The sequence below is a fragment of the Burkholderia sp. SRS-W-2-2016 genome, from assembly GCF_001931485.1.
Lineage (GTDB): Bacteria > Pseudomonadota > Gammaproteobacteria > Burkholderiales > Burkholderiaceae > Paraburkholderia.
Window position 1 is genome coordinate 1 of sequence record NZ_MSDV01000072.1, and the last position, 14,212, is coordinate 14,212.

Annotated in this window: 13 protein-coding genes; 11 read left to right on the forward strand and 2 right to left on the reverse strand. The window is 67.2% G+C overall.

Annotated elements, in window-relative coordinates:
- The first annotated feature begins 201 nt into the window (after window positions 1-201).
- From BTH42_RS29720 to BTH42_RS29745, 6 genes are all read left to right on the forward strand, one after another.
- Window positions 202-1,005 carry an outer membrane lipoprotein-sorting protein gene (locus tag BTH42_RS29720; protein ID WP_075304795.1) on the forward strand — a complete coding sequence of 268 codons (804 nt, stop codon included), beginning with the start codon at window positions 202-204 and terminating at the stop codon, window positions 1,003-1,005.
- 386 nt (window positions 1,006-1,391) lie between these two features.
- Window positions 1,392-2,609, forward strand: coding sequence for a hypothetical protein (locus tag BTH42_RS29725; RefSeq protein WP_075304796.1), 1,218 nt, complete (start codon window positions 1,392-1,394; stop codon window positions 2,607-2,609).
- A gap of 156 nt (window positions 2,610-2,765) precedes the next feature.
- Window positions 2,766-3,167, forward strand: a complete 402-nt coding sequence (locus tag BTH42_RS29730) for a DUF4345 domain-containing protein (protein ID WP_075304797.1) — start codon at window positions 2,766-2,768, stop codon at window positions 3,165-3,167.
- 93 nt (window positions 3,168-3,260) lie between these two features.
- The gene (locus tag BTH42_RS29735; protein WP_083654981.1) at window positions 3,261-4,337 is read left to right on the forward strand and encodes a triacylglycerol lipase; all 1,077 of its coding nucleotides are present in this window, start codon (window positions 3,261-3,263) and stop codon (window positions 4,335-4,337) included.
- Between the two features lie 2 nt (window positions 4,338-4,339).
- A complete protein-coding gene (locus tag BTH42_RS29740) occupies window positions 4,340-5,371 on the forward strand; it encodes a lipase secretion chaperone (RefSeq protein WP_075304758.1) in 1,032 nt (343 codons plus the stop codon).
- 87 nt (window positions 5,372-5,458) lie between these two features.
- The gene (locus BTH42_RS29745) at window positions 5,459-7,762 is read left to right on the forward strand and encodes a multicopper oxidase family protein (RefSeq protein WP_075304759.1); all 2,304 of its coding nucleotides are present in this window, start codon (window positions 5,459-5,461) and stop codon (window positions 7,760-7,762) included.
- 32 nt (window positions 7,763-7,794) lie between these two features.
- Here the strand turns inward: BTH42_RS29745 and hcaR are convergent, their stop codons facing one another.
- Window positions 7,795-8,700 (reverse strand): DNA-binding transcriptional regulator HcaR, encoded by a 906-nt coding sequence (hcaR, locus tag BTH42_RS29750; RefSeq protein WP_075304760.1) that lies wholly within the window; start codon window positions 8,698-8,700, stop codon window positions 7,795-7,797.
- A 140-nt stretch (window positions 8,701-8,840) separates the two neighbouring features.
- On the opposite strand from hcaR, the gene hcaE reads away from it, so the two are divergent.
- The 5 genes from hcaE (at window position 8,841) to hcaD (ending at window position 13,261) form a co-directional block, all read left to right on the forward strand.
- Window positions 8,841-10,241 carry a 3-phenylpropionate/cinnamic acid dioxygenase subunit alpha gene (gene hcaE, locus BTH42_RS29755; RefSeq protein WP_075304761.1) on the forward strand — a complete coding sequence of 467 codons (1,401 nt, stop codon included), beginning with the start codon at window positions 8,841-8,843 and terminating at the stop codon, window positions 10,239-10,241.
- Window positions 10,234-10,776, forward strand: a complete 543-nt coding sequence (hcaF, locus tag BTH42_RS29760; RefSeq protein ID WP_075304762.1) for a 3-phenylpropionate/cinnamic acid dioxygenase subunit beta — start codon at window positions 10,234-10,236, stop codon at window positions 10,774-10,776. Before hcaE ends, hcaF begins: the two co-directional genes overlap by 8 nt.
- 10 nt (window positions 10,777-10,786) lie before the next feature.
- Window positions 10,787-11,110 carry a 3-phenylpropionate/cinnamic acid dioxygenase ferredoxin subunit gene (gene hcaC / locus BTH42_RS29765; protein ID WP_075304763.1) on the forward strand — a complete coding sequence of 108 codons (324 nt, stop codon included), beginning with the start codon at window positions 10,787-10,789 and terminating at the stop codon, window positions 11,108-11,110.
- Window positions 11,107-11,973 carry a 3-phenylpropionate-dihydrodiol/cinnamic acid-dihydrodiol dehydrogenase gene (hcaB, locus tag BTH42_RS29770; protein WP_083654979.1) on the forward strand — a complete coding sequence of 289 codons (867 nt, stop codon included), beginning with the start codon at window positions 11,107-11,109 and terminating at the stop codon, window positions 11,971-11,973. Before hcaC ends, hcaB begins: the two co-directional genes overlap by 4 nt.
- A 61-nt stretch (window positions 11,974-12,034) precedes the next feature.
- Complete coding sequence (hcaD, locus tag BTH42_RS29775; RefSeq protein WP_075304764.1) at window positions 12,035-13,261, forward strand: 3-phenylpropionate/cinnamic acid dioxygenase ferredoxin--NAD(+) reductase subunit; 1,227 nt, start codon at window positions 12,035-12,037, stop codon at window positions 13,259-13,261.
- A gap of 50 nt (window positions 13,262-13,311) precedes the next feature.
- Here hcaD and flgM read toward each other — a convergent pair whose 3' ends face one another.
- Window positions 13,312-14,115 (reverse strand): flagellar biosynthesis anti-sigma factor FlgM, encoded by an 804-nt coding sequence (gene flgM / locus BTH42_RS36495; RefSeq protein WP_372237296.1) that lies wholly within the window; start codon window positions 14,113-14,115, stop codon window positions 13,312-13,314.
- Between the last annotated feature and the right edge of the window lie 97 nt (window positions 14,116-14,212).

Here is a 14,212-nt window from a genome sequence, read left to right on the forward strand (position 1 = left end):
CGTCATGTTCGAGCGTCATGTTCGAGCGTCATGTTCGAGCGTCATGTTCGAGCGTCATGTTCGAGCGTCATGTTCGAGCGTCATGTTCGAGCGTCATGTTCGAGCGTCATGTTCGAGCGTCATGTTCGAGCGTCATGTTCGAAGGTAGTTAGTTGTCCGTTTCGTCATTGCTGCAATTTCTGGAGTTCGCCTGTGCGCCGTTTGTTCGTTGCCGTTTCCCTCGCTGTTCAACTTGCCGTTCCCGTCGCCGTTCAGTTCGCCGCGCCCGCCGCGCATGCGCAGAGCACGCAGAACGCGCCCGATCCACAGAAGCTGCTGCGCGACAGCGACGCGATCCGCACGCCGGCCGGCTCGTTCGTGCTGAACGCGACGCTGACCGAGTATCGCGGCGGCAAACAGGTGGACGGCAACGCGCTGACCATCTACTCGAAGCCCGATGCGCCCGGCGGCGCGTTCCGCACGCTGGTGCGCTTCGTCGAGCCGGCCCGCGACGCCGGCAAGCTGATGCTAAAAAACGGCAACGATCTGTGGTTCTACGATCCGGCCAACCAGGCGAGCATCCGTATCTCGCCGGACCAGCGGCTGCTCGGCCAGGCGGCCAACGGCGACGTGGTGACGGTGAATCTCGCGCACGACTACACCGCGAAGCTGATCGGCGCGGAGGATGTCGCCGACGGCGACCGGCAGACCCGTCATTGCTACAAGCTGTCGTTGTCCGGCCAGTCGGCGGGGCTCACGTATCACCGCATCGAGATGTGGCTCGATGCGAGCAATAGCCGGCCGGTGAAAGCGAAGTTCTACTCGGAGAGCGACCGGTTGCTGAAGACCGCGTTCTATCGCCGCTATACGTCGGAGCTCGGCGTCGAGCGGCCGACGGAGACGGTGATCATCGACGGCCTCGATTCGAGCTGGGTCACGGTGATGCGTTTCTCCGGCTACGCGTGGCGTGAGATTCCCGATGCGTGGCTGCAACGCGATTCGCTGCAGCGCTTCAAGGCCGAATGACGCGGCGCGCGGTGCGGGCGCTCGCGCCCGCGGCGACGCTGTGGATGGCGACGTGCTGGCCGTTCGCGTGCGGCAAGGCGATGGCGGCCGAGATTGAGCCGCTCGATGCGGCGGGGACAGTCGGCGCGGCGGGCGCGGAGGACGGAGCGGGCGGAGTGGATGCTGCGACGAGCGCAGCCACCACGGACGCGGAGCACGCGGCGGGCGTGGCGAGCGTAGCGGATGCTTCGCCGAGCACTGCCACCACGGATGCGCAGCCGGCGGCGGGTGCGACGCGCGCAGCGGATGCTACGGCGAACACTGTCGCCACGGACGCGCAGCCAGCGGCAAGCACGACGCGTGCGGCGGACGCTACTGCGAGCACTGCCCCGAGCACCGCCGACGCGATCCCCGACGCGATCCCCGACGCCACCGACGCCGCCCTGAAACTCGCCGACTCGACCCCCGACACACCGGTGCAAACCTCGCGCCCGTGGAAGGTCGCGATCGAAGAAGCGCTGCGCGCGAGCGGCAGCCGCGACGGCACGCACTCGGCCCGCAACCAGCTGTCGGTCGATTTCCAGTACGCGCAGGCGCTCGGCTCGGCGTTCGTCGTCAACTTCGCCGCGCGCTACGACCGTTTCGATCCGCTGTCCGCGCAGGCCGAATCGCATCGCGACGTACCGCTGGTGAAGGAGGGCTATGTCAGCTGGCATCTGTCGTCGCTGCAGCAACTCGACGTCGGCCGGATCAACGCGCGCATCGGCGCGGGCATCGGCTACAACCCGACCGACTTCTTCGGCGCCGGCGCGATCACCACCGACGTGCGTCCCGATCCCGACAGCCGCCGCACCAACCGGCTCGGCAGCGTCGCGGTGCGCGCGCAACAGCTGTGGGATACGGGCTCGCTGTCGCTTACGTATTCGCCGCGGCTCGCGAGCCGCAGCCTGCCGGGCAACCCGAACGCGTCGTCGGATTTGCAGCGCACCAACGGCGTCGAGCGCTGGGAGCTGCTCGGCAGTCAGCGGCTCGGCGCGAGCGTGCAGCCGCAATGGCTGATCTACCGTCAGCAGGGGCAGTCGCCGCAGTTCGGCCAGAACCTCAGCGTGCTGCTCGGCAATTCGGTGGTCGCGTATGCGGAGTGGACCGGGGGGCGGCGCCGCTCGCTGATCGGCCGCGCGAACGGGATCGACGACACCGCGTTTCGCGCGAGTTCGTCGATCGGCGCGACGTGGACGTTGCCGGTCGATCTGTCGCTGACCGCGGAGCTGCAAAGCAATGCGGCGGGCGCGAGCGCCGCGCAATGGCGCTCGCTCGCGGCCAGCAATCCGGCCGCGTGGGGCAACGCGGTGCAGACCGCGGTGACCTCGCAGGAACTGCCGGCCCGCCACGCGCTGTTCGTGATGGCGATGTGGCGCAACCTCGGCATGCGCGGTCTCGATCTGTCCGCGTTCGTGCAGGCCGACGCGGGCGGCGGCCGCCAGTATTGGGCCGAACTGCGGCGGCGCTTCCAGAGCTTCGACGTCGCGGTGCAGGTGCAGACCCAGGTGGGTCCGGCGTGGAGCCGCTTCGGCGCGATGTCGGAGGCGCGCAGCGTGCAGGTGCTGGCCAGTTTTTATCGATGAGTTTTACCAGGCAATTGCGGCAACGATTCAACAACTTCAGCAACGACACGGAGGAGAGAGCGAATGAGCGAGCACATCCCAGGCGAGGCGGCTGGCAGATCCACCGGCAACCGCGCCGGCAACCCCAACGGCAACCCCGGCAGCGCGGGCCGGCGCATGTTGCAGGTGGCGACCGCGATCCTCGCGGTGGTGCCGACCGTCAGCGGCCTCGTCGCGATGACCGGTGTCGGCGATCCGTTGTACGCGCAGCTGGCGCTGCCGCACGACGCGACGCTCGATAGCAACCTGCGCTTCTACGCGGGCGTCTGGCTCGGCCTCGGGCTCGCGGCGTTCTGGGTGGTGCCGCGCATCGAACGCGAAACCGCGTTGTTCCGCGCGCTGTGGCTGATGATTTTTATCGGCGGCATCGGGCGTCTGCTGTCGCTGTTCGCGCTCGGCCTGCCGTTTCTGCCGTTCGTCGGCTTCACCGCGCTCGAGATCGTTGGCGCGCCGCTGTTCGTCTGGTGGCAGCACCGCGTTGCGCGCGCGGCCGCCCGGCGGCGCTGTCCGAATGTTTGACGTGAGCATCCAGCAATCCCTTAATTCATCCACCCAATTCATCCACCCTGAGAGACCCTAGCTTTGAATAAGATCAGTTCCACTGTCCGTTCCCTGCGCAACCGGATCGCCGGCCGCGCGCGCGATACGCTGCTGGCCGCGCTGCTCGCGCTCGGCCTCGGCGCCGGCCTTGGCGTCGCCGCCGTCCCCGCGCACGCGGGCACCAGCGCGGCCGCCGGCACCTATGCGCAGACCCGCTACCCGATCATCCTCGTGCACGGGCTGACCGGCACCGCCAACTACTTCGGCGCGCTGCCGTACTGGTACGGGATGCAGGCCGACCTCAAAAGCCACGGCGCGACCGTCTACGTCGCCGATCTGTCCGGCTTCCAGAGCGACCTCGGCGCGAACGGCCGCGGCGAACAGCTGCTCGCGTACGTGAAGCAGGTGCTCGCGGTCACCGGCGCGCAGAAGGTCAACCTGATCGGCCATAGCCAGGGCGGTACGACCTCGCGCTACGTCGCCGCGGTCGCGCCGCAACTGGTCGCGTCGGTCACGACGATCGCGACCCCGCATCGCGGCTCCGAATTCGCCGACTTCGTGCTGGACGCGCTGAAGCTCGACCCGACCGGGATCGCGACGCCGGTGTTCGGCTCGGTGCTGAACATCTTCGGCGTGCTGTCGAGCGACACCCACAACACCAACCAGGATGCGATCGCGGCGCTCAACGCGCTGAGCACGAAGACCACCGCGTCGTTCAACCAGCTGTTCCCGAGCGCCGGCCTCGGCAAGCAGGGCTCGTGCAAGACCGGCGCGGCCAGCGAGAGCGTGAACGGCAACACGCATCTGCTGTACTCGTGGAGCGGCAACGCGTTCCAGCCGCTCTCGGTGTTCGGCATCGTGACCGGCGTGCTCGATACCAGCCTCGGCCTGATCGACCCCGCCGCGCTCGATGTGTCGACGCCCGTGTTCGGCGTTGCCGGCCTGATCATGGCCAAGAGCAAGGCCGGCGCGAACGACGGCTTCGTGTCGACGTGCAGCTCGCTGTACGGCTCGGTGATCAGCACCAGCTACAAGTGGAATCACTTCGACGCGATCAACCAGTTGCTCGGCATTCGCGGGCTGAACGCGGCCGATCCGGTCATGGTGCTGCGCACCCACGCGAACCGTCTGCGCAGCGCCGGAGTGTAACGATGGCGCGCGCCGAAACTGACTGGAAAGTGTTGTTCGCGGTGGGCGGCGCGATCGCCGCCGGCATCGTCGCGTGGGTGCTGCTGGCCGGGCGCGCCGACGACGCGCCGGCGCTCGCGGACGACGAGCCGGCGGCGCCGCTCGCGGCGTCTGCGGTCGATGCCGCCGCGAGCGAGCCCGACGCGCCGTCGCTGGCGCTGCCGGCGTCGCTGGCCGGCACCGAGGCGCCGCGGCTGCCGCTCGATGGCCGCGGCCACCTGGCCCATACGCGCGCGGTGCGCGACTTCTTCGACTACTTCCTGACCGCGCAGGACAACGAAACACCGCGCACGATCGACGCGCTGGTGCGCCGCGCGCTCGCCGCGCAACTGGACGGCACGCCCGCGGCCGGCGAAGCGCTGGCGGTGTGGCAGCGCTACAGCGCGTATCGCGCGGCCGGCGCGCAACTGACGGCGCCGGCCGGCATGGCCGGCAGCGTCAGCGGCAAGCCGGACCTCGACGCGTTGCAGCAGACGATCGACCAGCGCGCGGAACTGGCGACCCGCGTGATGGGCGACTGGAGCGACGCGTTCTTCGGCGACGAGTTGCGCGAGCAACGCGACGACCTCGCGCGGCTACGCATCACGTCCGATCCGAATCTGAGCGACGCGGACAAGCGCGCGCGTCTGGCGGCGCTCGATGCAGCGCTGCCCGAACCCGAACGCGAGGCTCGCGAGCGCACGCGCACGCAGCAGGCCGCGATCGAGACGGTCGCGCAATTGCAGAAGCAGCACGTGCCGGCCGACGAACTGCGCGCGCAGGTCGCGCAAACGCTCGGTTCGGCTGCCGCCGAACGGGTCGTGCAGATGCAGCGGGACGCCGACGACTGGCAGGCGCGCTACGCGAGCTACGAAGCGCAACGCGCGCAGCTGGAGCGGGCCGGGCTGACGCCGCAGGACTACGCGGCGCAGCTCGCGCATCTGCGCCAGCAGAGCTTTCCGGACAGCGGCGACGCGCTGCGCGCGGCGGCGCTCGATCAGGGCGCCGGTCATTGAACGGGAACGGCGGCGCGCGCACGGCACGCGCCGCCATCCCGATCGAAAAATAGAACAGGACCGAAGGTCCACAGGGGGAGCGGTTTTATGCGGTTGTCTTCGCTATGGGTAGGGGCGCTGGTTGTTCTTGGCCTGTCGTTCAGTCATGGCGCGTCCGCGCAGGCGCTATCGGCCGCGCAGGACTTCGCCGATCTCAGCGCGAGCGCCGAAGCGCTTGCCGACAATGCCGCGCAGAATTCGACCGGCGGGCTCGCGTCGGTATTCGCGCGGCAGCGCTGCGTGAGCGGCTATACGTTCGACGGCAAACAGGGCGCGCTCGCGCTGACCGTTGGGATGACGAACTATCGGCTGTTCAACCCGGACACCAATTCGTTCGATACCGTGTCGATGCGCTCGTACAACGGCTGTCCGGCCGGCCCGACGCTCAGCGTCAAACCGGGCATGCGGCTCGACGTGACGCTGAACAACCGGCTGCCCGCGGAAAGCCCGGCGACCTGTCCGCCGAATCCGGACCCGGCGGCGCCGCACTGTTTCAACACGACCAATCTGCACACGCACGGGCTGCACGTGTCGCCGTCCGGTCATGCGGACAACGTGATGGTCAGCGTCGCGCCGAACGCGAGCTTCGACTATCGCTTCGAGATTCCCGCCAGTCATCCGGCCGGCACCTTCTGGTATCACTCGCACCAGCACGGCTCGACCGCGATCGACGTGTCGAGCGGAATGGCCGGCGTGCTGATCGTGCGCGGCTCGCGCACGGCAGCCGCGCGCGCGGCGAACGGCGGGATCGCGGACATCGATACGATCCTGCATCGGCGTGAACGGCAGCAGCCGTTTCGCGAGCACGTAATGCTGTTCCAGCAGATCGAATACGGCTGTTTCGACAACGCGACGGCGAGCGCGCCGCTCGCCAATCCGGCGACCCAGGCCTGGGTGTGTCCGCCGGGCGGCGTCGGCGAAATCCGCAATTACACGAACCAGCTGAACTTCGTCGCCGATCCACGGCCCGGCCATGCGGGCGAGTTCAACAGCACGTGGGCGATTTCGGGCCGCTATACGCAGATCAACGGCGTTGTGCAGCCGGTGTTTCCGGGCGTCGCGAGCTATGTGCCGGCCGGCGAAATCCGTCGCTGGCGGATGATTCACGGCGGCAATCGCGACACGATCAACGTGAAGATCGTGCGCGCGAATCTGCCGGCGCTCGGGCTCGCCGATTCGCCCGCGTTGAGCACCGGCGACGTGGACAGCGCGACGCGCGCGGCCGCGTCGAGATTGAGCGCCGCGCATGGCCGCGCGCAACAGACCACGCTCGACGCGCTGTGCAACGGCGAAACCGTCAAGCAGGTGGAGATCGCGGTGGATGGGCTGACGCGCGCGTCGATGGTCGAGAAGGACGTGAACACGCTCGACCCCGGTTATCGCAGCGACGTGCTCGTCGCGTTTCCGCAGCCGGGTCTCTACTGCATCCTCGACGAAGCGGCGAGCGCCGCCGCGACGATCAATTTCCGCCGCCACTCGGCGAGCGTGAAGGACCGCCGCCTGCTCGCGTTCGCGCGCGTCGGGCCGGGCACCAACATCCCCGCGTATGTCGACGACGGTCTCGGTCATTCGAAGTACTGGCAATACGTGCGCAACCAGCTGGTCGACGCGAACCAGAATCTGCCGCGCGACGTGCTGGCCGATCTGAACCGGCTCGACACCCGCGCGTTCGCGCCGCCGCGCGTCACCGACGGCGTGCCGGCGCGCACCGTGCCGGTCGCGTTCGATGTGGATACGTCGTCGGGCGCGCCGCATTTCGTGATCAACGACCGGCTCTATGACATGAGCCGCATCGACCATACGGCGACGCTCGGCACGCTCGAAGAATGGCGCGTCAGCGCGACCGTCGCGGGCGGCGGTCATGTGTTTCATATCCACGTGAATCCGTTTCGCGTCGCCGATGTGCTGAACCCGGCCGGGCAGTCGATCTACGACTCGACCGGCGCGTGCACGCAGGCGGAACTCGCGACCGGCGACGCCGAGTACTGCACGCAGCGCGACGTGCTGCGCGATACGGTGTTCGTCAAACCGGGCTATACGCTGGTGCTGCGCACGCGTTACGAGGATTTCACCGGCCAGTTCGTGATGCACTGCCATATCCTCGATCACGAGGATCAGGGGATGATGCAGAACGTCGCGATCGTCGCGGCGCAGGGCACGGGGAGTGCGGGGTTGCCTGCTGGGGCGAATGGCGGGAACGGTGCGAATGGATCGAAGCTCGCGCAACTGCTGAAGCCGACCGGAATCGCCGCGCTGCCGGTGATCGGCGATCTGCTCGCGAAGCTGTTCGGCACCGCGTCTAACCAGCTCGACGCCGCGTTGGCCGCATCGCTTTGCAAAGGCAGCCGCTGACAAGCTGACGGGTTGACGCGAGGCCGCGCCGCTCAATCGTCGTTCACGTCACCCGCATTGTCAGCATGATGCGCGACCAGTTCGAGCAGCCCGTCGAGTTGCGGCGAGCGGTTGCCGGCGCGCCACGCCATCAATAGTTCGATCTCCGGCACCGGGCCCGCCAGCGGCCGCGTGCAGATCGCCGGGTTGGTCAGCGACGCGGTGTAGCCCGGCAGCAGCCCGAAGCCGAGTCCCATGCCGATCAGGTTCAGGTTCAACAGGATATTGCTGGCCACCTGAATCACCTTCGGCTGCACGCCGTGCTGCCGGAAGTAACCGTCGACCACGTCGTACACGTCGCCCGAATAAAGCGGATGCGTGCTGATGAACGCCTCGCCGTCGAGCTGCGCGGGCTTGATCCGCTTGTAGCGCGCAAGCGGATGCGCGACCGGCAGCACCACGAGGATCGGCTCGCGCAGCACCACTTCGCTGAGCAGATCGGGCGAGCGGATCGGCTTGCGCATGAAGGCCACGTCGATCTCGTTGTCGAGCAGCATCTGCTCCTGTTCGGAGGTCGGGATGCTGCGCAACTCGACGTTCAACTCCGGAAAGCGCAGCCGCAGACGCGGCAGGATCGCCGGAAAGATCCGCACCTCGGCGGCCGGCACGAAACCGATCGTCACCGTCGAACTGCTTTTGCGGCCTACGTGCCGCGCGCGCGTGACCGCGCGTTCGGCCTGCGCGAGCGTGAGCCGCGCCTCGATCAGAAACACGTTGCCAGCCTCGGTCAGTTCGACCTTGCGGCGCGTGCGCTCGAACAGCTGCGTGCCGACCTGTTCTTCGAGATCGCGAATCTGCTGACTCAGCGACGGCTGCGCGGTGCGCAAACGCTCGGCCGCGCGCGTGAAGCTCAGCTCCTCGGCGACGGCGATGAAGTAGCGCAGGTGTCTCAGTTCCATCGGCGGGCTTCCTCGGCGACTCGTTCAGTTATCGTTGAAATGTCTTAATCCAAACAAACAAAATATTTTACAGCGTAGGCTCGGAAACCGATCATTGGCGCCACACCCCACCTAAAAACCTCCTGTGGAGGAGACGCCAAATGTCTCAGAAATCGATCGATTTCGACGCGCTCGTCGACGCGCGCACCGGCCGGGTCGCAGCGTCGATCTATTCGGATCCCGAACTGTACGAACTGGAGCTGGAGCGCATCTTCGGCCGCTGCTGGCTGTTTCTCGCGCACGTCAGCCAGATTCCGAAAGCCGGCGACTACTTCAATACCTACATGGGCGAAGACCCGGTGATCGTCGTGCGTCAGAAAGACGGCTCGATCAAGGCGTTCCTGAATCAGTGCCGGCATCGCTCGATGCGCGTGAGCTACGCCGATTGCGGCAATACCCGCGCGTTCACGTGTCCGTATCACGGCTGGTCGTACGGCACCGACGGCGCGCTCGTCGATGTGCCGCTCGAAGCGCGCGCGTATCCGCAGGGGCTGTGCAAAAAGCAGCTGGGCTTGCAGGAAGTGACCCGCGTCGCCGAATACAAGGGGCTTATTTTCGGCAACTGGGACGCGAGCGCGCCGGAGCTCGAAGCGTATATGGGCGATATCGCGTGGTATCTGGACGGCGTGCTCGATCGCCGGCCGGGCGGCACCGAGATCGTCGGCGGCGTGCATAAGTGGGTGATCGACTGCAACTGGAAGTTTCCGGCCGAGCAGTTCGCGAGCGATCAGTATCACGCGCTGTATTCGCATGCGTCGGCGGTGCAGGTGCTGGGTGCGAAGCAGGGCGACGCGGAGGGCGCGGCCGAAGGCGGCGACGGCGGCGACGCCGGCAAGGCGCTCGGCGCCGGCCAGACCGCGCGACCGGTGTGGGAGACCGCGAAGGACGCGCTGCAATACGGCCAGGCCGGCCACGGCAGCGGCTTTTTCTTCACCGAGAACCCGGACGCGAACGTGTGGGTCGACGGCGTCGTGTCGCAGTACTTCCGCGACACCTATCCGGAAGTCGAGGCGCGTCTGGGCAGCGTGCGCGCGCTGCGCCTCGCCGGCCACAACAACATGTTCCCGACGATGTCCTGGCTGAACGGCACCGCGACGCTGCGCGTCTGGCATCCGCGCGGGCCGAATCAGGTCGAGGTGTGGGCGTTCTGCATCGCCGACAAAGACGCGTCCGATGAGGTCAAGCAGGCGTTCGAGCGCAGCGCGACGCGCGCGTTCGGACCGGCCGGTTTTCTGGAGCAGGACGACTCGGAGAACTGGGTCGAAATCCAGAAGGTGCTGCGCGGCAAGCGCGCGCGCTCGACCAAGCTGATCGTCGAAATGGGTCTTGGCAACGAGAAAGTGCGCGACGACGGCATTCCTGGGATGACGAACTACATTTTTTCGGAGACCGCGGCGCGCGGCATGTATCGCCGCTGGGCCGATCTGCTCGCGTGCGACAGCTGGGACGAAGTGCTCGAGCGCACCCGCGCGTACGAACAGGAGGTGCTCAAGCATGACTGAAGCCGCTTTGACGCGCACGGCCGCGGTGCCGCTGCAACTGCATCACGAGATCGAACAGTTCCTGTATCGCGAGGCCGAGTTGCTCGACGACTGGCGTTTTCGCGACTGGCTCGCATTGATGGCGGCAGACGTCCACTACTCGATGCGCACCACCGTCAACGCGCAGACGCGCGACCGCCGCCGCAGCGTGCAGCCGCCGACCACGTGGATTTTCAACGACACGTACGCGCAACTGGAGCGCCGTATCGCGCGACTCGAAACGGGGATGGCGTGGGCGGAGGAGCCGCCGTCGCGCACCCGCCACCTGGTGACCAACGTGGTGGTGAACGCCACTGATGAGGCCGACACCTTCGACGTGCGCCTGAACTACCTGCTGTACCGCTCGCAGAAAGAGCGCGACGAAACGATCTACGCGGGCAAACGCTGCGACCGCGTGCGTCGCGCTGACAACGCGGCCGGCTGGCAGATCTGCCGCCGCGAAATCACGCTCGATCAGGCCACTCTTAATTCACACAACCTCAGCGTACTTTTCTGAAGCGAATCCCATGACACGCATTCTCGTTTGCGCGGATAGCGCATTGCCCGATGGCGAGGCAATCAAGGTGGAAGGTCCCGGCGAAGCGGTCGCGGTGTTCCGTTCGAATGGTGAGCTGTACGCATTGGCCGACCGTTGCAGTCATGGCAATGCGTCGATGTCCGAAGGGTACGTCGAGGACGACGGCACGGTCGAATGTCCGTTGCATGCGGCGCGCTTTTGCCTGAAGACCGGCGCGGCGCTGTGCCAGCCGGCCACCGAAGCGCTCAAGACCTTCCCGGTCGCGCTGCTCGACGGCCAGATTTACGTCGACGTGCCGGAGGCGGCGGCATGAGCGCGGCGGATACGACAAATACGCAAGCTGCGCAACACGCGGCGAGCGGCGCCGGCTGGCTGCAGGGCCAGGTCGCGCTGATCACCGGCGGCGGCTCGGGGCTCGGTCTCGCGCTGGTCGAGCGCTTCCTGCACGAAGGCTGCCGGGTCGGCGTGCTCGAACGCTCGGCGGAGAAAGTCGCGGCGTTGAACGAGCGCTTCGGCGACGCCGTGGTCGCTGTGGAAGGCGACGTGCGCTCGCACGAAGACAACGCGCGCGCGGTCGACGCGACGCTCGCGCGCTTCGGCTCGCTCGATACCTTCGTCGGCAACGCGGCGATCTGGGACCACGCGGCCGGTCTCATGGACCTGCCGGCCGAACAACTGGCGAGCGGTTTCGACGAACTGTTCGCGATCAACGTGAAGGGCTATCTGCTCGGCGCGAAAGCCGCCGCGCCCGCGCTGCTCGACAGCGAGGGCAGCATGATCTTCACGCTGTCGAACTCGTCGTTCTATCCGGGCGGCGGCGGTCCGCTCTACACCGCGAGCAAGCATGCGGCGGTCGGCGTGATTCGTCAGCTCGCGTACGAACTCGCGCCGAAAGTGCGCGTGAACGGCGTCGGTCCGTGCGGAATGGCCAGCGATCTGCGCGGACCGGCCGCGCTCGGCCAGCAGGACAAACGCATCATGGATTCGCGCTCGCCCGATGCGATCGCGAGCATCCTGCCGCTGCAGTTCTTCCCGGAACCGGCCGATTTCACCGGGCCTTACGTGATGCTCGCGTCACGCGCGAACAATCGCGTGCTGAGCGGCGTGATGATCAATGCCGATGCGGGGCTCGGCATTCGCGGCATCCGTCATGTGGCGGGCGGGCTGCATCTGTGATGTGTGCTCGCATCGGTCTTGCCTCGGTTTGGATAGCGGTTTGAATTAGCAGGTTGAATCGATGAATCGTTCTACTTATGTAATTGTTGGCGCGGGCCAGGCCGGCGCGAACGCCGCGGCCGAATTGCGGCGCCAGGGTTTCGACGGCGACGTGCTGCTGATCGGCGATGAAGCGCATGCGCCGTATGAGCGGCCGCCGTTGTCGAAGGGGATGCTGCTGGAGCCGGAGCAAACGCGCTGCGCGGTGCACGCGGACGGCTTCTACGACGAGCAGCGCATCGCATTGCGGCTCGGCGTGCCGGTGGTCGCGCTCGATCGCGCCGCGCGCACGCTGACGTTGGCCAATCGCGACACGATCGCCTACGACAAGCTGCTGCTGTGCACCGGCGCGCGGGCGCGGCGACTGCCGCTGCTCGACGCGCTGAAGACGAATGTGCATACGCTGCGCACGCTCGACGACGCAAGCCGGCTCGCGAGCGAGTTGCAACCGGGCCGGCGGATCGTGCTGGTCGGCGCGGGCGTGATCGGTCTGGAACTGGCGTCGAGCGCGCTCGAACTCGGCGCGCAAGTAACGGTGATCGAAGCCGCGGGCTCGGCGCTCGGACGTTGCGCGCCGCCGCTGTTGAGCGAGTTTCTGTGCGACGTGCATCGCTCGCGCGGCGTGAGTTTTTATTTCGGCGCGACGCTGGTGGACGCAATCCGCGAGGCCAGCGAGATCGTGCTGAGCTTGCTGGACGGCACACGCATCGCGGCCGATGCGGTGATCTACGGAATCGGCGCGCAACCCGACACCGCGCTCGCGCAAGCGGCGGGCCTTGCGATCGATAACGGCATCGCAATCGATGCCAACTACCGCACGTCGGATCCGCACATCTACGCGGCCGGCGACGTCGCGAGCCGGCAACACGCGGCGAGCGGCATCTATCGACGTCTCGAAACATGGGAGAACGCGCAGAAGCAGGGGATCGGCGCCGCGCGTGCGATGCTCGGCGTCGCCGGCGAAGCCGACGCCGCGCCGTGGTTCTGGACCGATCAGTGCGGCCTGAACGTGCAGTTCGCCGGCGACATGGCCGCGCCGCACTGGCTCGTACGCGGCCAGCTCGACGGCTCGCCGTGCGTGCTGCTGGGGCTCGACGAACACGGCGCGCTGAGCGGCGCGATCACGATCAACCTCGGTCGCGAGATGCGCAGCGCGCGGCAACTGGTCGAACGGCGCGCGAAGTTTGCGCGCGACGTGTGGCTCGATGCGGGTCGTAGCTTGCGGGAACTCGCGAAGCAGGTGCGGTAAACCGGTGCTCGGATCGGCAGCGCTCGCGCCACGCGGGGTGCCGCCGCCGCTCAGCGGCCTGTCGTTTGCAACAGATCGCGCGCGCTGCTCAGCATGCCGTTGGCGATCTTGCCCGCATCGATCCGGTAGCTGCCGTCGCGCAGCGCGGCCTTGATCGACTCGACCGCCGCCGTATCGATATCGGATTCGCTCGACGTGCGCAGCGACGACGTCGACGACAGATCCACCGTCTGGGTTTGCGCGCCGGCCGCGTTCACTGGCGGCACCGCGCCGGCGCCGCTGTTCTCATCGCCGGGGTTCGTCGCGCGTGGTGCGCCGTTCTGCAAAACCGCGTACGTGTTGTTGCCGGATTCGATCTTCATCGCTCTGTTCCTCACCTGTTGACTGCTTAACGGTCGGGTCGCTGAAATCTTCACCGTGGCGGCGGCGCCGTCCGCGGGTCCGCGCTGCGGCGAAACCCGCAAAGCCTTGCCGGACGGGCTTGCCGGCGATTTGCAACAAAGTGAAACAGAGTGTAAGGATTGCCGTGCGAGGCGGCGCGCCGCGCCGCGCGCTGCGGCCCAACGCTCAGTCGTAAGAACGCGCGTCCCGGCGCCGCCCCCACACCCCCGCCGCGATCCCAGCAGACACTGACGCAACGCGAGCAGCAGCGTCGTGCCGAGCAGCAGCGTCGCGATCGGGAACGTGCCGGCGGTATTGAGCGCGATTTCCTGCGGCCGCTCGCTGAGCAGTTGTAGCCGGCGCCGGGTCATCCGCGTGCCGAGCGTCTGCAGTTCGCTCTTCAGCATGCGCTCCGCGTCGGGCAACAGAATCGTTTCCTCGCCGTTCTGATTATTTTCAGCCCCGTATTGCATCCCAAACTACCTGGTACTGGAGATCTGAGAAATGAAACGCACCGACGCATATTGGAACGGCTATCGCGGGTTTGGAGACGGCGTTCTGCAGAAGCAA